This is a genomic window from Borborobacter xinjiangensis (assembly GCF_047739745.1).
Lineage (GTDB): Bacteria > Pseudomonadota > Alphaproteobacteria > Rhizobiales > Rhizobiaceae > Pseudaminobacter.
Genome location: NZ_JBLLVA010000004.1, coordinates 233,606 through 253,846, shown reverse-complemented (window position 1 = coordinate 253,846; position 20,241 = coordinate 233,606). Strand labels below are relative to the sequence as shown.

Below are 20,241 nucleotides of genomic sequence, written 5' to 3'. Positions count from 1 at the left end.
CCGCTCCTAATTGCTGCTATGCCGCAAGCTGCGGCCTGAACGCGACATCGACATAGTAATTGCTGCTGTTGTAGGTGCTGGTCGGGAAGACCCCGCTCGGCCCATAGGCATAGACGCCGTTGCCGCCGCTGAGCGCGCTCGAAAGCGCGGTCAGATTGTCTCTCGAAAGCTCCGAGCCGAAGAAATTGCCGGTCGCCGAATAGAAGCCGTTGGTGTGGTAGGACACGACATAGGTCGTGTTCGCTTCGATGGCGATCGGCTGCGCCAGATCCACCGACTGCCAGCCACTCGCCGTTTCGTTGGTGAAGGTGGCGCTGGCAAGCAGCGTGCCGGTCGAGGTCCACAGGTGGGCTTCATGCGGCCCGGTGTTCTGTGGCCCCTTGTAGAAGCGGAAGCCGGTGATCCATCCGGCGACATCCGCCTGGAACTTCATTCCAAGCTCCACCGGGCTGTTGTCGTTCACCGTGACGGTCGTGGGCGTATCAGTTGCGGCGAACAGATGCTGCGCGGTGTCCTCGGGCGCAACGGTGAGCGACACCTGGGCCGATGCGGTTCCACCCCGTCCATCGGAGATGGTGTAGGCGAAGCTCGCATTGCCGGTATATCCGGAAGTCGGCGTGAAGGTGATGGCGTTCGTCTGGCTGTCGAAGGCTACCGTGCCGTTGACCGCGCTGCCGACGCCGGTGATGGTCAGCGGATCGGTGTCGGCATCGGTGTCGTTGGCAAGCAGGGTATTTCCCTGGATGGTGACAGCCGTGTTGAACTGTGCCGAGAAGCCGGAATCGTTGTTGGCGACCGGGACTGCGTTCTGTGTCGAGCGCTCGAACAGGACGTCGACCCAGTAATTGGTGGCGTTGAACGAAGATGTCGGGAAGACGGTGCCCGAGCCATAGGCGTAAAGGCCGTTCCCGGCACCCGACACGCTTGCCGGCGCTGTCAGCGGGCCGTTCGACTGGCTCGAGGTGAAGTAGTTCTGGGTTGCCGTGTAGAAGCCGTTCGAGTGATAGCTCGCGACATAGCTTGTTCCGGCGGCGACCGTGATCGGCTGTGCGAAGGTCACCGTCTGCCAGCCGCTCGCCGTCTCGTTGGTGAAAGTGGCGGTGGCAAGCAGCGTGCCGGTGCTCGTCCACAGGGAGCCTGTGTGTGTGCCGTTGTCCTGTGCGCCTTTGTAGTAACGCAGGCCGGTGATGGTGCCGTTGGCCGAAACGGTGAACCTGACGCCGAGCTCCACGGACCCCGGATCGTTCACCGCCAGCACGGCTGGCGTGCTCGAGTCGGAGAACAGGCTGATTGCCGTTCCGGGAGGCGTCACGTTCATGCTCACCGTGGCCGAGGCCGTTCCGCCCCGTCCGTCGGTGATCGTGTAGCTGAAGCTCGCCGGGCCGGTATAGCCGGATGTCGGCGTGAAGGTGACGAGGTTCGATTGGCTGTCGAAGGCGACGGTGCCGTTGGTCGCGCCGCCGACTGTCGTGATGGTCAGCGGATCGCCATCCGGATCGTTGTCGTTGGCGAGCAGCGAGGCGGCGGTCAGTGAGACAGGCGTGTTCTGGCTGACGCTATAGCCATTGTCGTTGCTGGCGATCGGCACCGCGTTTGTCGTCGACTGATTGAACACCACATCGACCCAGTAATTGCTTGCCTGGTAGGAATTCGTCGGAAACACGGTTCCGGCCCCATAGGCATAAAGCCCGTTGCGGCTGTTTTCCGTCGATGCCGGCGCCGTCAGCGGGCCGTTCGTTCGCGGGGTGGTGAAGTAGTTCGCCGTGGCCGCATAGGTGCCGTTGGTGTGATAGGACGCGACATAGCTCTGGCCCGCCGATATCTGGATCGGGCTGGAGAAGGTCGCGGTCTGCCAGCCGCTGAAGGATTCGTTGGTGAAGGTGACCGTGCCGAGCAGCGTTCCGGTCGAAGTCCAGAGCGAACCCGTGTGCGGCCCGGTGTCACCGGCCATCTTGTAGAAGCGCAGGCCGCTTATCGTGCCGCCGACCGAGGTCGTGAACCGCATTCCGAGTTCCACCGGCGTGCCGTCGCTGGCCGCCGGTCCGGTCGGTCCACTGTTGCCGGGGAACAGCGATACGCCGTCCGGCCCCTGCTGGACAGTCAGGCTGACGTTGGCGGTGTCGGTGCCGCCGCGCCCGTCCGACACGGTGTAGCTGAAGCTTGCCGGGCCGGTATAGTCGGCAAAGGGCGTGAACAGAACGTTGCCCGTCTGGGTGTCGAGGCTCACGGTTCCGTTCGACGCGTTGCCGACGGCGATCACCGTAAGCTGCTCGCCATTGGAATCGACATCGTTGGCCACCAGGGAGGCGAAGGAAATCGCAAGCGTGCCGTTGCGGCCGACGGAATAGCCGGTGTCGTCCGTCGCAGTCGGCGCCGTATTGGGAGCGGGGGCGAAGACAACGTCGACCCAATAGTTGGCGGCTCCTCCGCTGTTTGTCGGAAAGGCGCCGCTATTGTTGGTGTACGCGTAGACGGACCCGTTTTGCTGAACAGTCAACGGGCCGTTCGTATAGGTCGACGTGAAATAATTGTCTGTGGCCGAATAGTAGCCGCCGGTGTGATAGGAAGCGACATAGGTCGTTCCCGGCGTGATCTGCACTGGCGAGGAGAACTGCACAGTCTGCCAGCCCGACAATGTTTCGCCGACCGAAGTACCGGTCGCCAGAAGCGTGCCGTCGGCGGTCCACAAGTTCACCACATGCGCGCCGACATTGTAGAAACCCTTGTAGAAGCGGATGCCCTCCACGGAGCCGGCCCAGGCGGTTTGGAAACGCACACCGAGTTGGACGCCGTCGCGGTCGAGCACGGTTTCCTGCGCCGGCTTGTTGGCGAAGGTCCAGAGACTGGATGTCGGCGGCAGGTTCACCGTCACTTCCGCGCCCGATGACACCGACTGGATGTTAAGGCTGTCATCGACTGCGCGGGATTTTATGGTGTAGGTGCCGCTCGCCTGCGCGATCCAGGTGAAATTCCAGGTCTCGCGGCCGGTGGCCTTGAACCAGCTATTTCCGCCATCCGTCGATACCTCGACACCGGCGACCACCCCGCCGCCCGTATCCTGCGCCGTTCCGGTGATCGTCACCCGCTGGCCTTCAACGAAGGTAGCGCCGAAAACCGGCGATGTGATCGTCGATGTCGGCGCGGTGGAATCGGTGCTCTGCGTGGCAAGGATCAGGCTCGCATCCAGGGTCGTCGGCTGAATGCCCATATCGGCGAACATATTCACCATCGCCTGCCGGACGTTCGGGTCGACTGGGGTGGCAGGGCCCTCATGCTGGTCGTCGAGGCCCCATGACCAGAAGACCGTCCCCGCTCCGAAGACGAGCGCTCCGCTTGCCGCGCGATACATGGTCAGGCTGTGGTTGACGTTGGCAGGACCGATCGAAGTGCCATAGTCGCGCAGATAGGTGTCGACCGAGACGGTAGACAGCGACATGTTGATCAGGCCTGCAGGCCGGAAGCCGTTCTCGACGTCGGAATCCCACTCATAACCGAGCAGGTTCGGCACCAGCGAGCCAGTCTGGCCCGGCTGGAGGTTGGCTATGTCGGTGTTGCGCCAGAACCGCAGCTTGGAATAGTCGTAGGGTATGGTAATGGTGTCGAGCCTGAAGCTGTCCACCGTGAACATCGTGCCGGTCAGCGCATTTTCGGGCTTCTGGCCGGGATCTGCAAAGCGCGGGTCACGCCAGGTGCCGGTACCTGTGGAACTCGGATCCGGGGTTCCGCCCCACGTTTCCTTGTAGCAGACCATCGTGCGGTAGGGCGTGCCGTTGCCGTCGATGCTGGTTTCCCAGCGCACCTTCCAATAGACTTCGTTGCCGCTCCAGAAGGCGAGATTGACGCCGGCATCCCGCGCCGCCTCGACATTGGCCCGCTGCTCGCCGGACCAGTATTCGTCATGCCCGACCGACAGGAAGGCATCGTGATTCAAGAGCCGGCTGCCGCTGCGGGAGGTGTCGACGCCGGAAATGTAGGAGACGTCGTAGCCGTTCTGTTCGAGCCAGCGTATGGCCGAATGCTCCGCCCCGAAGATGAAATCCCACCATCCGCCCCGCTCGCTGGTGTTGGTGACGAACGGACGATTGTAGCTAACGGCCGTGGCGCGGCCGATCGAGTTTATGCCGCAGCCGCAGTTGGGCGGCAGATAGCCGATCATATCGGCCGGATCGACTGGCACGTCGCCAAAGTAGAGGCTTGCGCCGCCCCATTCATTGTAGGCCTGCCAGGTTGTGTCCGACGTCTGGAAGACGATGTCGCTGGTGGAAGTGTCGTCACGGACGATAAAGGGGATGTGGCTGGCGCCTTCCGTACCGTCCTGCCGCACCAGCTTGGCTATATACACGCCCGAGACCGCATCCCCGGGAATCTGCCAGCTTGCCGAGACCGCCCAGTTGCCGGCGTCGATCAATCCGCGCGACGTGTCGACGATCGGATGCGGCTGTACCTGCGCCGACGACAATTGCTGATTGATGGTCGCGACCTTGCGGGCGCCCATGCCGCCATAGTAGCCGAGCCGGTAGATGTCGATGCGGTAATTGGTGGAATCGGTGGCGATCTTGAAGTCAACTTGGCCGCCGATATTGGTGCTGATCTCGGTGGCGAAGCCCTGAATATTTGCCGAGCCGTCCCCTTCGATACCCCATTCGCTCTCCGGATTGCCCTGCTTCGCGTTTTCGAGGGCGATCTCGTTCGGCGTTCCCGTCAAGGCAGTCGTGGCAGGTTGCGCAGTTGTTTCCGGGGGTGCCGCCGACCTCATGTTTGGCGGTGCGGAAGCAGCGGCCGGCTTATCGCCTATCTCTCCTCCGCCAATCAGCCGGTTTGAGGGCGAAAGGCTGCCGCCGGGCATCTCTTGAGGAGCCGCCGGTTCGGTTGATGGGACGCTAGGTGAAGCCCCGGCGGGAGCGGGTACATCGACCGCATCGCTTCCGTTGAAGAGCCTCGCAGCAGATGAAAACACGCGTATGCTGTTGGACATCGCGCCAAGGTTGGCGGCGAAGACGCGCGGCGCGCAGGTCGATGCGGATGAATCGGAGGACGGATGATCGGCATGCCCGCCATATCTGAGCGCGCTCCAGACGCCGGCGAATTGGGGAGCCCGTAGCGTGACCGGGAATCTTTCCGCATCCATCAAGCTGTCGGCCACGAAGTTGGCGGCCTTGCTTTTGACGGAAAGGCCCTGACAGACACGGGCAACCAGATCGTCAATATTTGAGCCGCCAGAAACACTTAGATGTTCCTGTAACTTGTCCTGGCTCTTGAGCATCGCTCGCCCCTTCCGATCCCTCAGCGTATATGCCGCAGCACTGCCACCGATGCTGATTTTGCCAACTGGCCGCAGGCCCGCAAAGAAGCCCGTTCGATGGGCGTCGCCTTCCAAAGTGGGTAGAGGTGGAGGGGGTCTTCCGCCGTTGGGATGATGGGATGCAGGCAGGATATGCGTGGCCGCTACCCTCGCTTCAGATAAATCGGCCACGAGATGCCGCCGCCGGCTCACGTCATTTCTATTTGCGTTTGTGCAAAATGCGCACAGGCGCAATGGCTTAGGTTCTGCTCGTGCAACTTTGCAAGGCAACAGCGGAGCCATCATGTTCAAGCAGCTCAAAACGCCATCGGCACGGGCGCCGGTCACGTCCGTTCGAGGAAGCCGACCTCCGGGCTTGTCCTGGAGGCCGAGGGGGCCGAGCCGGATTATGGCGATCGTCGCGGCCCTGTTCATCACCTTTCTTGCCCCGGCATTCGCACAGACACACCAGCATGGCGCCGAGGCGCAGACGGCTCAAACACCAGCCGCCGAGCCGGTGGCCGAACCGGCCGCCCCGGCGCCTGACAAGCAGGCTCCTTCGTCGTCGGTCAGCTATCATGCACCGACGGTCTTCACGCTCAAGACCGGCATCGCCACCGGCCGCATGGTCTACATCGGCGTCGGCGGCGACATCGATGGCCAGGTCAACCCCAAACTGATGGTGCATGAGGGAGAACTGGTCCAGATCAACCTGATCAACGGCGAGGGCGCCGAGCACGACGTGGTGCTCGACCAATATGCAGCGCGTTCCTCGGTCGTGGTCGGCAAGAACGCGTCGTCGACATTCTCACGGCGAATTCGCCTATTACTGCTCCATCGCCGGGCACCGCGCTGCCGGCATGGAGGGCATCATCCAGGTGATGCCGGGACCGCGTGCGGCGATGGACACCGATGCGGCCGACGTCGTGCACGATCCGGCGGATCTGCCCGAACCGATCGGCACGCGCCCGCCGAAGGTGGTAAGGGTCGATCTGGAAACGGTGGAACTGAAGGGCAGGCTCGACGACGGAACCACCTATGTCTACTGGACCTTCAACGGCAAGGTGCCGGGCCCGTTCGTCAGGGTTCGCGTCGGCGATACGGTCGAAGTGCATTTGAAGAATCCGGACGACAGCGTCATGCCTCACTCGGTCGATTTCCATGCCGCGACCGGGCCGGGCGGCGGAGCCGATTTCACGCAGACTTCACCCGGCGAAGAGACGGTGGTGACGTTCAAGGCGTTGAAGCCGGGCATCTTCGTCTATCACTGCGCGACGCCGAGCGTCGCCCACCACATCACCAGCGGCATGTACGGCATGATCCTGGTTGAGCCCGAAGGGGGTCTGCCGCAGGTCGACCGCGAATTCTACGTCATGCAGGGTGAGCTCTACACGGTCGAGCCTTTCGGCACCCAGGGCGAAATGGAGATGGACTATGACAAGCTCATTTCCGAACGGCCGGAATATTTCCTGTTCAACGGCGCGGTCGGCGCGCTGACCAAGTCGCATCCGCTCTATGCCAATGCGGGTGAGACGGTACGCATCTATTTCGGGGTCGGCGGGCCGAATTTCACCTCGTCCTTCCACGTCATCGGCGAGATCTTCGACCACGTCTACTCGCTGGGCAGTGTCACCTCGCCGCCGCTGACGGGCGTTCAAACCGTCACGGTTCCGCCCGGCGGCGCGACCATCGTCGATTTCAAGATCGAGCGCGGCGGACACTATGTGCTGGTCGACCACGCGCTGTCGCGGGCCGAACGCGGTCTTGCCGGGTATCTGATCGTCGACGGACCTGAAGACGACGACATCATGCACGCGGGACCTGCTGAAGCGGAAATGAAGTAGCAAGCCTCGACAACATCTTTCCGGCGCGGCGATGCGATCTCCGCGCCGAAAGCCGGGCCAACGGGAGCAGCGGGCGGGGGTGCTCCCGTTGGCACTGGCCCGGCCGGCGGCTCGCGCCGCCGGCTCTTCATGCCGGGAGAGAGTGTGATGAAGCCGATCATCGTTGAAGACATGCCGATGAGCGATGTGATGCGCCAATGGCCGGAAACGATCCGGATCGTCCTGCGTTATCGCATGCTTTGCGTCGGCTGCCCGATCGCACCCTTCCATACGGTTGCCGATGCCTGCCGGGAACACAGCGTGGACCACGCGTCGTTTCTCGACGCGCTCAATCAGGCAGTCGCGTCGGCGCAACGATCCGCCTGATCAATCCTTGGCGCGGCCTTCGGCGAGCATCAGCAGCCGGTGCGGTTCGACCACGGTGACCCGTTGCCGGCCGCTCGTGACAAGGCCCTTTTCTTCCCACGCGGTCAAAAGGCGGCTGACCGTGTGAAGGGTGGTTCCGGTCATCTCCGCTATGTCCTGCCGCGAGATCGGGAAATCGATGAGCAGGCCTTCCTCGGTCTTGACGCCGGTCTGGTTTACCAACCGTAAAAGCGCGTGCGCCACCCTTTGCTCGACCTGCTTCGTCGACATTTCGACCATGACGGCGTGTGCGTCCTGCAGGCGGTTTCCCACCGTCTTGTAGGTGTTTGCGCCAAAGCTCGGAAACCGCGCCGAGAGTTCGGGCCACAGGCTGCCCGGCCAGGCCAGAACCACGCAGTCGACCGCCGCGATGGCGCTTGCCGGGTAGGTGGTGCGCCCGAGCGCATGGGCAATGCCGAGCAGCTCGCCGGCCCTGATATAGCGCACGATCACCTGCTGGCCGTCGGGCGTGGTCTTGACCACGCGAACATGTCCATCGAGCAGCAGGAAGAACGAATGCGCCTCGCCGTCCTGCTCGAACACGGCGGCATCCTTGGCGACCCGCAGCGACCGCGCGCTTTGCAGCATCTGGTCGAGCTCGGCAGGCTCCATCCCTTGAAAAAGCGGCAGATTGGCGATCAGCGATCGGTCAAGTCGGCTCAAGCGATAGTCTCCGGTCCCGGTCCAATTTTCCACAGCATGCGGGCAACGGCAAGCCGCTGTGCCTGAAAGCCTTTTTCCGGATTTCGCCGCTTGTTTGCGATGCGGCAAATTCGACCGCCCCCGGCTCGCCTATAAACAAGCCGGTTCCCGGCAAATGAGAACCGTCGAAAAGGAGACCGGCATGAATAAGGGCATTTTCCTCGCGACAGCGATTGCGGCACTGCTTATGGCAGGAAGCATCCAGGCGGCCGAGCATGAAGTGCATATGCTCAACAAGGGCGCGGCTGGCGCGATGGTGTTCGAACCGAGTTTCGTACAGGCAGCCCCTGGAGACACGATCAGGTTCATTCCAACCGACAAGACCCACAATGCCGAGACCATCAAGGGAATGGTCCCCGACGGCGCCGAACCTTTCAAGGGCAAGATCAACGAGGAAGTCACCGTCACGCTCGACAAGGAAGGCGTCTACGGCGTCAAATGCACGCCGCATTACGGCATGGGCATGGTCGCGCTCGTCGTAGTGGGAAAGCCGCTCAATCTGGAGGCGGCAAAGGCCGTCAGGCAGACCGGGAAAGCCAAGCCTGCGTTCGCCGGGCTGTTCGGCCAAATTGCCGGCAACTGACCGCTGCCTGAGTTAATGGCGGAGCGATTGCGCGTTTCCTCGAACGCGCGACCGCTCCGCAAGCCGAAGGCCGTCGGTCAGGCAAGGCCGAGCAGGCGCTTGCGCTTGGTCGCCCAGGCGGTGATCAACTGGTCGGCGGTCAGGCCCATGAAGGCCACGCACAGGCCAAGCACCAACCCTTTTCCGGCATCGTTGAAGGTCAGCGCCCGGAAGATTTCCTGGCCGATGTCCTTGGTGCCGATGAAGGCGGCGATGATGACCATGAACAGCGCGAACATGATCGTCTGATTGATGCCGAGCATGATTTCGGGGACCGCCAGCGGCATGCGGATATTCCACAGCAGCTGCCTCTTGGTGCAGCCCGAAGTGATGCCAGCCTCGACGATCTCGGACGGCACGTTGCGCAGGCCGAAGATCGTGTAGCGAACGATCGGGATCATGGCATAGATGACGATCGCCGAAATGGCGGCGACGTCGCCCACCTTGAACAGCATGATGACCGGAATGAGATAGATGAACGACGGAAAGGTCTGCAGCGTGTCGCACAGCATGTTGACGATCTGTGTCCGGCGCTCGCTTTTCGCCGCCCAGATGCCGATAGGCAGGCCGATCAGCAGGCAGGCGGCGAGTGCCACCGTCACCATATAGGCGGTGATCAGCGAGCGTTCCCAGAAGCCTGCAAAGGCGATGAAAAGGATGAAGCCCGAGACGATCAGCGCAAGGCGCATGCCGCCGAGCGACCATCCGGCCGCCGCGACTAGAACGACCAGCGCGGTCCAAGGAATGTGCTGGAACAGGTCGCGAACCGGGATCAGCACATAAAGCAGCAGCGCATCGCGGAAAAATTGCAACGGCCCGTAGAAGGTCATCGTGATCCAATCGACCAGCGCGTCCCAGATGGGCGCGGTGCTGATTGAAAGCTCGGTGGGCCAGGTCCGCGCATATGGCGTCACGACCGAGAGCAGGACCGATGCAAGGATGACCACCACTGCGGCCGCCAGGAAGGGCGAACGGTTCCACACGGCTCCCGAACTGGGCTGCGTCGGCTGCTTGTGGACCGCGGCACGGCCGAGCTGGTCGAGCGCGATCGCCATCAGCACGATTGCAACACCACTCTCCAGCGCCTGCCCGATCTTCAATGACTGAAGCCGGAGCAGGAGATCTTGCCCGAGCCCTTTCGCCCCTACGAAGGAGGCAATGACGACCATGGCCAGACACTGCATGATGACCTGGTTGACGCCGACCAGCAGCGCCTGCCGGGCCGCGGGAATCTCAACCATCCAGAGCATCTGGAACCGGGTGCATCCGGCCATCTGGCCGGCTTCGCGAACTTCCTTCGAAACGCCCTGCAGGCCGAGAATGGTCAGCCTGGCCATTGGCGGGATGGCGAAGACGATCGTTGCGATGGCGCCGGCCTTGTGGCCGACGCCAATGAACACTGCAATCGGTATGAGATAGGAGAAATGCGGCAGCGACTGCATGACGTTCAGGAAGGGGACCAGAATTGCCTCGAACCACTTTTTCTTGAACGCGGCGATGCCGAGGCCGAAGCCAACCAGTCCGGCGATCGGAGCGCAGACGAGAACCACCGACAGGGTCACCATCGACAGTTCCCATTTTCCGAAGATCGCCAGGTAGACGATGCAGCCGCCGGCAAGCGCGCCAAGGGCAGGACCCTTCAGATACCAGCCCAGAACGCCGGCAAGACCGGCGACCATGACCCAGGGCATGGGCGGCAGGCCGGCGGCGGGATAGCCCGAAATCAGCAGGCCTTCGACCAGATAGAGGGGCCAGTTGACGAGGTCGGCAATCAGTCGGGTGACGTCCCTGAACGAGAACAGGCCGAGTATCTCATAGCGGCGCAACTGCTCGATCGCTGCATTCAGCCAGTCGATGAACGGGATTGTCCAGCCGGTTGGAACCTTGATCGCCCAATCGGGAAGAACCGGAATGAGCAGCAGGATTGCGATGAAGGGCAGCACGACAGTCGCCAGTCGGGCGGCACCAGCCGTTCCGGCCCCCTGCTCGGGCAGGCGTGTTTCGAATGTAGCCGCAGCGCTCATGGGCAGAGTTCCTTCCCGTAAAGCGCATTGATCACCGCCGGTCGGCTTAGCGCGCCGACGAGGAGGCCATTATCGTCGACCACGTCGACGGGATCGTCGGAAGACAGCACCTGCCGGGCGACATCCACCAGCCGCGCCTGCAGCTTTATCGCGCCGTCAAGCGGCCGGCGTCCCTTGGCGGGCGTCATGGCCGATGAAACCGAAAGAAACTGGTCGCGCGAAATCTCGCGGGTGAATTCCGCCACATAGGGCGTGGCCGGGCAGGTGACGAGTTCCTCGGCGGTGCCGAGCTGCTCGACCAAACCGTCCTTCATGATGGCGATCCGGTCGGCAACGCGGATCGCCTCGCCGAAATCATGCGTGATGAAGACGATCGTCTTGGAAAGCATCTGCTGCAGGCGCAGGAATTCGTCCTGCATTTCGCGGCGGATCAGCGGGTCGAGCGCCGAAAACGGTTCATCGAGAAACCACACGTCAGGGCCGACGGCAAGCGAACGGGCGATGCCGACGCGCTGCTGCTGTCCGCCCGAGAGCTGGCGGGGATAGTAGGATTCGCGGCCCTTGAGGCCGACCAGTTCGACGACTTCCCGCGCACGGTCCTCGCGCTGTCGCCGGTTCATTCCCTGCACCTGAAGCGGGAAGGCGACATTTTCGAGCACCGTGCGATGCGGCAGCAGCGCGAAGTTCTGGAACACCATGCCCATCTTGTGGCGCCGAAGCTCGATCATCTCCGCTTCGGTCGCCTTGAGCAGGTTCTGCCCCTCGAAGATCACTTCGCCCGCCGTCGGCTCGACCAGACGGGCAAGGCAGCGCAGCAATGTCGACTTGCCCGAACCGGACAGGCCCATCACCACAAGGATCTGTCCGGGCATGATGTCGAGCGAAACATCGCGCACCGCCGAGACGTAGTTCCCGGCCCGCAGGGCTTCGGTGGATGGTTTTCCGCTATGTTGTTTCAGAAATTCGTCGGCGCCGGCGCCGTAGAGCTTCCAGAGATTGCGGCATGAAATCTTGGCTTCGGTCATGAGAGTCTGTCTCCGCTGTCGAGCACCAGCGTCTCGAGGCATGCATTCGAGGCGACGCCGGTCAGGTGCCGGCGTCGCGACGATGCGGATAAGGATGGATCGCCAGCTTTAGCTGGCCGGATCGATCCAGGCCTTCCAGCGGCTCTCATTGTCGGCCAGCCATTTGTCGGCGGCCTGCGCCGGCTCCATGTTGTCGATGTCGGCAAGCTTGGCCTGCACGGCGACATCCATATTGGTGAAGTTGATCTTCTGGAGCACCGCGTAGGCCTTCGGCCACTTGGTCGGAAACTCCTTCCAGGCGGCGATCTTCAGATAGCCGTCCTTCGGGTTCCCGCAGTCATAGGTCATGTCCTTGTTCGTGCCCCATGAAGGATCGTCCTTGCACTTGGCGTCGAATTCGGGAAATTCCACGAACTTGCCTTCGTACAGCGCCTCGATGAAGTTCGGCGTCCAGTTGAACAGGACGATGGGCTCCTTGCGTTTCGCCGCGGATTCGAGCTCCGCCCACAGGGCGGCGGCCGAGCCGGCGTTCACCACTTCGAAGTTCAGGTCGAGTGCTTCGACGCGTTCGGCGTCGTGCTTCAGCCAGTCGACCGGACCGCCAAGAAACCGGCCTTTGGGGCTGGTTTCGGCCGTGGCGAATTTTTCCGCGCAGGCATTCAGCGCATCCCAGGCCGGCAGGCCGGGGCAGATTTCCTCGACATAGCTCGGATACCACCACTCCTCGCGGGTCTTTGCATCGTGCGTAGCCGCATCGACCACGCAGCCTTCGTCGACGACTTTCTGGAAGGCGACGCCAAACGCGCCTTCCCACACCTCATGCACGAGGTGGACGTCGCCTTCGCAAGCCGCCGTGTAGACGACCTGGCTATCGGTGGAGACATATTCCACGGTGGCTCCGGTCTTTTCCAGGAGCTTGCCGACGATATGCGCGCCGACGATCTGGCTTGACCAATTGTGCGTCGGAATCTTGATGGCGTCCGTGGAATCCTCGGCAAACGCCATGCTTCCAGTCAGCGCCAATATTGCGGCAAGTCCTGTAGACTGCACCAATTTCTTCATTGAGGTCTCCCCTTTGTCTGTTTGCTCCTCATCGCCGGCGAAGGGGCACAACCTGTCCAGATCGAGGCCCGCCTCATTCCAAGCCTTCCAACCATAGTCACGAGACGTAAACCGGTGTCGTGCGCTGTGTAAAAGTCGTGGCCTGAGTTGTGAAAAGATGTTAATCGCCGGCGGGGGAGGATTGGAGTGCATGCGAACTCGGCATCACATCGTCATCGTCGAGGATGACCCGGTAACGCGCGCGAAGCTTGCCGCCTATTTCGTCGCCGAAGGCTACCAGGTCAGCGAGGCGGCTGATGGCGAGCAGATGCGAAGCATCATCGATCAACGCCCGGCCGATCTCTTGCTGATTGACATCAACCTGCCCGGCGAAGACGGCCTCAAGCTGACGCGGGAGCAGCGCGAGCGTTCGGACGCCGGTATCATCCTGGTCACCGGAAGGACTGACACGGTCGATCGCATCGTCGGGCTCGAAATCGGGGCGGACGATTATGTGACGAAGCCGGTCGAGCACCGTGAACTGCTTGCCCGTGTGAAGGGGCTTCTGCGGCGGCTGGGCAATAGCCGCCAAAACGGCAGTGCCGCATCCAGCCTGCGCTGCTTCGACGGCTGGACGCTGGACCTTGCCCGGCGCACATTGCGGGCGCAGAACGGAACCTATGTCGAGATGACGCGGGCTGAGTTCAAACTGCTCGCCGTCCTGACGGCCAACCCCGGCCAGGTGATGTCACGCGAGCGACTGCTGCATGAGATTTCGAGGCGCGACTGGGATGCCAGCGACCGGACTGTCGACGTAATCGTGCGAAGGGTCCGACAAAAGCTGAAGGACAATCCCCGCATGCCGAGGATCATCGTCACCTCGCATGGCGAAGGCTATTTCTTCGCACCGAGCGCCAGTTAGAGCATGATCCCGAAGCTGGATGCCGGTTTTGGGAAAAGATCATGCTCAGGCGCCTGCCGGCTGCAGCACCATCTCGTCCCACAGCCTCGTGCCTTCGGCGAATGCGTCCTCGCACTCCCTCACCATTTGCTGCAATTGCGCGGTTGAGGAGCGGGAAGACGCGGCCTCGAGGGCTTCCGCCGCTTGCAGGAGCCGCAAGAACCCGATCGATCCGGCCGCACTTCGCGTCGAATGGGCGAGATCCTTCAGGGACGCGCGGTCATCGGCCTGAACCGCTTCGTGCATCGACTGGAAGCGGCGAGGAAGACTGTCGCGCGCAATTTCTTGCAGGCGCGTGACCGTTTCCAATCCAAGCGTGTGCAGGTCCGCCTTGCAGGCGGTCTGGTCCAGCGCAACGGCTGTTGCCACAGTAGAGGAGGCTTCCGCCAGCGCGGCGATGGCTTCAAGCAGCAGTTCGGGCTCTATCGGCTTGGCGACGAAGGCATTCATGCCGGCGCGCAGATGCCGCTCCACGTCTTCCCTGAAGACATGCGCCGACATCGCGATGACGGGCAATCCGGGCTGATCCAGGGCCGCGCGGATCCGTGTCATCGTTTCGGTCCCATCGATGCCGGGCAGGCTGATGTCCATCACAACCACGTCGGGGGCGAAATCGGCCACCGCCTCCAGGGCAAGATATCCGGAGGCGACAGCCGTCACCTTGTGGCCTGCCCGTGAAAGAATGGTGACGGTGACCAGCCGCGTGGCCTCGTCGTCCTCGACCACGAGTATGTTGCGTGGTGTTGCTGCCCGTTCATGCTGGCCGCTTCCGTCCTTGCGCAATTTGCCGACGCCGGAGGCCTTGCGCAGCGGCACTGTCAAGGTGAAGGTGCTGCCGTGGCCGGCTTGCGAGACAAGTGCAAGGTCGGCATCGATCAGCTTGGCGAGCTGACGGCTGATGGCGAGCCCCAGGCCGGTGCCGCCGAAGCGCCTCGTGATCGACGCGTCGGTCTGCAGGAACGCCTGGAAAACGTCTTCATGATGTTCGGGCGTGATTCCGATGCCGGTGTCGCAAACGCTCACGCGCACGATTTGCAGGTTCTTCTTTTCGCGCTCCAGCTTCGCTTCGACCAGAATTTGACCCTTCTCGGTGAATTTGATCGCGTTGCTCACCAGGTTGAAGACGATCTGCCTTATCTTGCCGGCATCGGCACAAAAGGCCGGGGCCAGACGCGAATCGACTTCGAACCGGAGATCGAGGCCCTTCTCGGTCGCGGTAGGCTTCATCAGCGCCACGACGCCCTCGATGAGCGGCGCCAGCATGAAGTTGGCCGGTTCGGCCGCAACCTTGCCCGATTCAACCTTCGAATAGTCGAGGATTGCGTTCAGTATGCCAAGCAACGCCTCTCCGGAATTGGCCAGGATGGAAAGGTGGCTGCGCTGCTCGGAGTTGAGCCCGGAGTCGCCAAGCAGGCGGATCATGCCCAGCATGCCGGTCATCGGCGTCCTTATTTCGTGGCTCATCGTGGCAAGAAAAGCAGACTTGGCCTTGCTGGCCTGCTCGGCGCGTTCGCGCGCTTCAGTGTGATCGACAACTTCCTGGCGCAGGCGCGTATTGGCCAACCTGATCTGCTCCGTCTGCTCTTCGACGAGTTGCTGCAGCTCCTCGCGATGCCGCCTGAGCTCCTCGGTGATGCGCGCGCGTTCGTTTTCCAGATCGAGCCGTCTTTGCGATTCGTCGCGGAACCTGTTTACCGCGACCGCCATCGTGCGCAGTTCGCCATCGCCGCTTTCCCTCACGCTGACGTCGAGGTCGCCGGCGGTCAGTCGCTGCATGGCGCCCGACAGGTCATGCAGGCGGCGAACGAGGTTGCGTTGGACATAGAACCAGACAATGGCGCCGGAAACCAGAACGGCGCCGATCACCGCGATGACAAGCACGTAGAGGCCGATCTGCACTGCCTTGTCGGCGCGGCTCGCAGTCATCCGCGCGAACTCGCTCGACTGGCCAAGGATATCGCGGGCGACCTCGTTCAGGCTCACCGAAAGATCGCGATTTGCCTGGGCGAGCGTGTCCAGCGTGCCGGCCAGGTCCACCAGGCTTCGGCGATAGCCGAAGATGGTTCCCGATACCGGCGCGTCACCGGCCGCCGCCTTGATCGCCCCCATGAACTCGTTGGCCTGCGCCAGCCGGGTGGGATCGTCGATGCTTAAAATCCGGCGGCGAACGACCCGCAGATGCTCATAGTAGATGCGGCTGATTTCATTTATCTCAGCCAGGGTTCCGGCACGTGTCAGCCTGTTGATGAGCAGATTTATCTGCGCGCTGCGGTGGCGCAACTCATACATGCGCTCCATCAGATAGATGTCGTGCTCGATCAGCCGATCGATGGCGCTGTAGGCTTCTTCCTTTCGCGCCGGATCGTCGATCAGCCCGTAAAGATTGGCGGTGACCGCCGCCGTGCCCGCCGAGGCGTTGGAAACCAGCGTTTCGGCAAGCAGAAAAATCGACTGCGCCGCGTCGGCCGCCTTGTCCGCCCGCTCCCTATAGACCTGCTCCAGGTCCAGCCGCCGGCGAACCAGATCATTGTGGTTCTTGAGATTGACCAGCATCTTCTCGACGGCACTGGAAAACTCCGCGACGAGCTCCGGCGCGATCGAAAGACGCCTGACTTCGCTGAGCGACTGCACGATCTCCAGCGTCAGGCTGGAAAGCTTCGTCTGCTCGACAAACAGGTCTTCGCGCGAATTCGCTACCGTAAGGGCCGGAGCTATGGCGACGAGCCGGGCACTCAGTTCGGCCGTGCGCTGGGTGGCGCCCACGGCTGGAAGGGCCTGCGAATTCACCACCGATTGTGCCGTGGAGATGTGACGCAGGATCAACCAGCCCGCCACGCCCGAGGAGAGCGAGAGCGCGGCGATGCACAGGAAAGCCAGGAACAGCCTTCCGCCTATGCCCAGTCTGCGAAACATGGCCCGCATATAATCATGGTTCCCGGGACTGGCGGAAGCTGTCTGATGTGCCTGGCATGTGACTGGTGCTCGATTGACGCATTTTCGCATGTTCGGGCGTTTCCGTCCGAACGCGAAATGCATTAGCCTCACACGAATGAGGACCCTTAAGCCAATCTTCGGATCGTTGCTGATGATTTCCTGTGCCTGCCTGTTCGGCACGGCGGGCGAGAGCGGCGCCGGCAAGCTGGAGGAGCCTTGGCGATTCGATTCCTGGCAACCTGACTTCGGCTATTCCCGGCCTCCCGAGACGATCGACTACGTCCCCGTGCAAAGAGCCGCCAAGCCATGGCGGATCTGCGCATCCTATCCCCATCTGAAGGATTCATACTGGACCAGCGTCAATTACGGCATGGTCGAACAGGCGCGTGCCGCCGGCGTGCGGCTTACCGTCGTGGAAGCCGGCGGTTATCCCAATCTCCAGCGCCAGATCGAGCAGATAGAGGCATGCACCGCCTCGGCTGACGCCCTTATCGTCGGGACGGTCTCCTATGACGGCCTGACCCCGCACATCCGGGAAATCGCCCGCCGCATTCCGGTTATCGCCGCGGTGAACGACATCGAAGACACGGGCATAACGGCGAAATCGGGCGTGCCTTGGGAAGAGATGGGCCGCTCGGTCGGGAACTATCTTGCGCGCCTGCATCCAGTCGGCTCAAAGCCGGTAAAGGTGGCGTGGTTTCCCGGACCGAAAGGCGCGGGCTGGGTCAAGTTCGTCGAAGCAGGGTTCCGTAGTGCCCTGAAGGGCAGTTCGGCGCAGATCGCCGCCATCAAGCAGGGCGACACCGGTTTCGAGATCCAGCTTTTGCTGATCGAGGAACTGCTCGAGGAACATCCCGATATCGACTACATCGTCGGCAGCGCACCGACGGCCGATGCGGCGGTGAGCATCCTGCGGGCACAGGGCCGTGAAGACCAGGTCAAGATACTGGCGGACTACTTCACGCACGGCACTTTCCGAGCGATCTACCGTGGCAAGGTGGTTGCCGCGCCGACGGATTCTCCGCCGCTGCAAGGTCGCATCGCGGTCGATCAGGCGATCAGGGCAATCGAGGGCACACTCACACACCGCCACATCGGCCCGCGCGTCGAGATGGTCGACCGCAAAAACGTCATGTCGCTCGATCTGGAAGAAAGTCTGGCCCCCGCCTGGTTCAAGCCGACTTTCAGCGTTCCTTAGCGGATGCTCAAATCAAAGTGTGCTGTTCGAAGCCGCGCGGCCGGTCGTTCTGGATTTGTAAGGTAACCGTCGGTTAACCGATCGGCTGCAATCTGGTCAGTGTCGGGGACGGGTTGAGTAAGCCCCGGCCAGTGTCCGGCAGAGGCGGCCCGCAACCGCCATTCAGGCAACGCTGCTGGGCGCTGCGCCTCGATATCCGAGAGGACCACCTGTCCTTCTTGCCGGATACGACTCAGGTGGGGTTCAAGAGATTCCGCTGCGCCACGAGCGCCGCTTCCGTGCGGTTGGTGGCGTTCAGCTTTCGCATGATGTGCGAAATATGCACCTTGATCGTGTTCTGGGACAGGTTGAGCTCGCTGGCGATGATCTTGTTGGACAGGCCGCGCTGCAGGGTCGCCAAGACCTCGCGTTCGCGCTGCGTGAAGGCGACGTTTGCCGCTTCCGCATTGAAGGAAACTTCGGAGGTCTCGCCATTGATGGTGACGGGTGCCGGCACCGAAACCATGTGTTCGGATGATGCTGTCGCCCAATTGGGGTAGGTTTCATCGTCCAGCACCACGGATCGCGGAAAATACACTCCGCCTGCCAATACCAGCCGCAAGGCCGCAAGCACGACCTCGACAGGCGAGGCGTGGGTGATGTAGCCGCGTACACCGGACCGGGCGACCGCTGAAATCATCGCATCGGAAATCGCCGATTCCTCGAATTGGGTAAGGAGCACGACAGGTGTTTCCGGCAGCGACTGGCGAAGATCGGCGAGATTTTCCAGCACCGGTTCGTCGGTCAAGGGCCGGCGTTCTATATTGAGAACGGTCAGGTCGACATGCTTTCCGATGAAGGCGTCGAGCTCGTCTGTCGCGGCGATCTCCAGCACCGTGAAATCCGGAAGCTCGCTACGCAGGATGCGCGCCAGGCAGCTTCTGGAGAGAGCGTGGGGGTCGATGACGATGATGGAGGATTGCGGGACGTTGAGCACTTCGCCCGAAAGCAGGACAGCCATAGTTTCACTCCCATTGCCGTTTTCACGTCAAACTCGGGACCCCGCCAGGACTGAATTTCACATCATAAATAATTGAAGGTCGATTATCCAGCCTAGTTGGAGGATCGTAAGCGCCATCGGGCTTCACCATTTGGCTGATACTCGCGTGGCTCGCCCTTCCTCTGGCGGTAGGTGCCCAGGGTGCCAAGCTCGACAAATGTCAGGTGGGATTTGCGTCAGACCAGAGCAAAATCGGCGCGTATGATGGTTTCCTGATCGACCGTTGCTACTTGCGTGGCTTCCACGTCCATGTCGATCTCGCCGCTGTCATCACTGACCGCGACGATGGCGTCCTGATCGGTGGCGACTTCCTGGCGAACGTCTATCCGGACATCGATGACATAGCGTTCTTCGAGGTCGTCCTCGATATCGATGTCAATGTCGACATCCTGATCGAGTTCGATGTCCTGGCTCACCTCGACCGTTCCACCGGCAGGCCCGTCGCCGACGTGCATGCCGATCACCGTATCCTGCTCGACCTCGATCCTGTCGCGCAGAAAGACGTCCAGGTAAAGAACGCCGTCTTCTTCGCGGATGTCGACGTCGATGTCGATCTGCTGGTCGATGCGCATGTCCTGATCGACCAGGACGGAGAAGTTTCCATTGCCATCGATGCTGAAGGCGATCTCGACATCCTGGTCCATCAGCAGGTCCTGGTCGATGTGCAGTCGCGCGACGACCTCGCCGACATAACCCTCGACGATGATCCGGGCATCCTGATCGACTTCGGCGGTCTGGATCACCCTTATCGTGTGGGCATCGCCGGACGTTTCCGTGGCATTATCCGGGCTGTCGACCTCGCCTGCATGAACTTCATCGTTCACGGTCCGGGTGTCTTCGCTGCCTTCGTCATGGTCCCAATCAATGTGCGGCGCGGCGTGGGATGCGGCCGTGGGCGCATCGCCGAATTCCGCTTTGGCGAGCGGCACCGGAACGATGTGCACGCTGTCGATAGGTGATTCCGGCGCTTCCGTGTGGGTCGCGGTCGTTGGCAAAGCTTTGATCGGCATCGTCGCAGATTTCCCATCGGCCTCATCGTCCATCCGCGGCAGGTCGGTTGAATGGATTTGGGATGGATCGGGCAATGGCGGCGGGCCGTCGCTCGACGGGGCAGGGCGTCCGCTGAACTCCACTGCCGGGCCGGCTATTTCCCATGGGTCGGCTT

General features: G+C 62.1%; 13 protein-coding genes. 5 read left to right on the top strand and 8 right to left on the bottom strand.

Features of this window, described 5'->3' with window-relative positions; genetic code table 11:
- Positions 1-16: 16 nt before the first annotated feature.
- The gene (locus ACLKMW_RS07720) at positions 17-5,263 is read right to left on the bottom strand and encodes a DUF4082 domain-containing protein (RefSeq protein WP_415723827.1); all 5,247 of its coding nucleotides are present in this window, start codon (positions 5,261-5,263) and stop codon (positions 17-19) included.
- A gap of 776 nt (positions 5,264-6,039) precedes the next feature.
- Here ACLKMW_RS07720 and nirK point away from each other — a divergent pair.
- Positions 6,040-7,125: a copper-containing nitrite reductase gene (gene nirK / locus ACLKMW_RS07715; RefSeq protein ID WP_415723826.1), complete on the top strand. Its 1,086-nt coding sequence runs from the start codon at positions 6,040-6,042 to the stop codon at positions 7,123-7,125.
- Positions 7,126-7,272: 147 nt separating this feature from the next.
- Positions 7,273-7,491, top strand: coding sequence for a DUF1858 domain-containing protein (locus ACLKMW_RS07710; protein ID WP_415723825.1), 219 nt, complete (start codon positions 7,273-7,275; stop codon positions 7,489-7,491).
- Here the strand turns inward: ACLKMW_RS07710 and ACLKMW_RS07705 are convergent, their stop codons facing one another.
- Positions 7,492-8,193, bottom strand: a complete 702-nt coding sequence (locus tag ACLKMW_RS07705; RefSeq protein ID WP_415723824.1) for a Crp/Fnr family transcriptional regulator — start codon at positions 8,191-8,193, stop codon at positions 7,492-7,494.
- 181 nt (positions 8,194-8,374) lie between these two features.
- Here ACLKMW_RS07705 and ACLKMW_RS07700 point away from each other — a divergent pair, with 181 nt between their 5' ends.
- The gene (locus tag ACLKMW_RS07700) at positions 8,375-8,815 is read left to right on the top strand and encodes a pseudoazurin (protein WP_415723823.1); all 441 of its coding nucleotides are present in this window, start codon (positions 8,375-8,377) and stop codon (positions 8,813-8,815) included.
- A gap of 77 nt (positions 8,816-8,892) precedes the next feature.
- Here the strand turns inward: ACLKMW_RS07700 and ACLKMW_RS07695 are convergent, their stop codons facing one another.
- From ACLKMW_RS07695 to ACLKMW_RS07685, 3 genes are all read right to left on the bottom strand, one after another.
- Positions 8,893-10,878 carry an ABC transporter permease gene (locus ACLKMW_RS07695; protein ID WP_415723822.1) on the bottom strand — a complete coding sequence of 662 codons (1,986 nt, stop codon included), beginning with the start codon at positions 10,876-10,878 and terminating at the stop codon, positions 8,893-8,895.
- On the bottom strand, positions 10,875-11,903 hold the full coding sequence (locus ACLKMW_RS07690) for a quaternary amine ABC transporter ATP-binding protein (protein WP_415723821.1): 1,029 nt from the start codon (positions 11,901-11,903) through the stop codon (positions 10,875-10,877). The genes ACLKMW_RS07695 and ACLKMW_RS07690 overlap by 4 nt, the downstream gene beginning before the upstream one ends.
- A gap of 108 nt (positions 11,904-12,011) precedes the next feature.
- Positions 12,012-12,965 (bottom strand): ABC transporter substrate-binding protein, encoded by a 954-nt coding sequence (locus ACLKMW_RS07685; RefSeq protein WP_415723820.1) that lies wholly within the window; start codon positions 12,963-12,965, stop codon positions 12,012-12,014.
- Between the two features lie 190 nt (positions 12,966-13,155).
- Between ACLKMW_RS07685 and torR the strand changes: the two genes are divergently transcribed.
- On the top strand, positions 13,156-13,866 hold the full coding sequence (torR, locus tag ACLKMW_RS07680) for a two-component system response regulator TorR (protein ID WP_415723819.1): 711 nt from the start codon (positions 13,156-13,158) through the stop codon (positions 13,864-13,866).
- Between the two features lie 45 nt (positions 13,867-13,911).
- Here torR and torS read toward each other — a convergent pair whose 3' ends face one another.
- Positions 13,912-16,827, bottom strand: a complete 2,916-nt coding sequence (gene torS / locus ACLKMW_RS07675; RefSeq protein WP_415723818.1) for a TMAO reductase system sensor histidine kinase/response regulator TorS — start codon at positions 16,825-16,827, stop codon at positions 13,912-13,914.
- A gap of 163 nt (positions 16,828-16,990) precedes the next feature.
- Between torS and torT the strand changes: the two genes are divergently transcribed.
- A complete protein-coding gene (gene torT, locus ACLKMW_RS07670; RefSeq protein ID WP_415723817.1) occupies positions 16,991-18,037 on the top strand; it encodes a TMAO reductase system periplasmic protein TorT in 1,047 nt (348 codons plus the stop codon).
- Between the two features lie 232 nt (positions 18,038-18,269).
- On the opposite strand, the gene ACLKMW_RS07665 is transcribed toward torT, so the two are convergent.
- A complete protein-coding gene (locus ACLKMW_RS07665; RefSeq protein ID WP_415723816.1) occupies positions 18,270-19,037 on the bottom strand; it encodes a response regulator transcription factor in 768 nt (255 codons plus the stop codon).
- A gap of 215 nt (positions 19,038-19,252) precedes the next feature.
- Entirely contained in the window at positions 19,253-20,086 is an 834-nt protein-coding gene (locus ACLKMW_RS07660; protein WP_415723815.1) for a hypothetical protein, read from the bottom strand.
- Positions 20,087-20,241 lie beyond the last annotated feature (155 nt).

What these genes read in the sequence shown, in the direction of transcription:
- ACLKMW_RS07720 (WP_415723827.1), bottom strand. Translation starts at nt 5,263, where the DNA reads ATGCTCAAGAGCCAGGACAAGTTACAGGAACATCTAAGTGTTTCTGGC.
- torT (WP_415723817.1), top strand. Translation starts at nt 16,991, where the DNA reads ATGATTTCCTGTGCCTGCCTGTTCGGCACGGCGGGCGAGAGCGGCGCC.
- nirK (WP_415723826.1), top strand. Translation starts at nt 6,040, where the DNA reads ATGCAGCGCGTTCCTCGGTCGTGGTCGGCAAGAACGCGTCGTCGACAT.
- ACLKMW_RS07690 (WP_415723821.1), bottom strand. Translation starts at nt 11,903, where the DNA reads ATGACCGAAGCCAAGATTTCATGCCGCAATCTCTGGAAGCTCTACGGC.
- ACLKMW_RS07685 (WP_415723820.1), bottom strand. Translation starts at nt 12,965, where the DNA reads ATGAAGAAATTGGTGCAGTCTACAGGACTTGCCGCAATATTGGCGCTG.
- torR (WP_415723819.1), top strand. Translation starts at nt 13,156, where the DNA reads ATGCGAACTCGGCATCACATCGTCATCGTCGAGGATGACCCGGTAACG.
- ACLKMW_RS07710 (WP_415723825.1), top strand. Translation starts at nt 7,273, where the DNA reads ATGAAGCCGATCATCGTTGAAGACATGCCGATGAGCGATGTGATGCGC.
- torS (WP_415723818.1), bottom strand. Translation starts at nt 16,827, where the DNA reads ATGCGGGCCATGTTTCGCAGACTGGGCATAGGCGGAAGGCTGTTCCTG.
- ACLKMW_RS07660 (WP_415723815.1), bottom strand. Translation starts at nt 20,086, where the DNA reads ATGCCGATCAAAGCTTTGCCAACGACCGCGACCCACACGGAAGCGCCG.
- ACLKMW_RS07700 (WP_415723823.1), top strand. Translation starts at nt 8,375, where the DNA reads ATGAATAAGGGCATTTTCCTCGCGACAGCGATTGCGGCACTGCTTATG.
- ACLKMW_RS07665 (WP_415723816.1), bottom strand. Translation starts at nt 19,037, where the DNA reads ATGGCTGTCCTGCTTTCGGGCGAAGTGCTCAACGTCCCGCAATCCTCC.
- ACLKMW_RS07695 (WP_415723822.1), bottom strand. Translation starts at nt 10,878, where the DNA reads ATGAGCGCTGCGGCTACATTCGAAACACGCCTGCCCGAGCAGGGGGCC.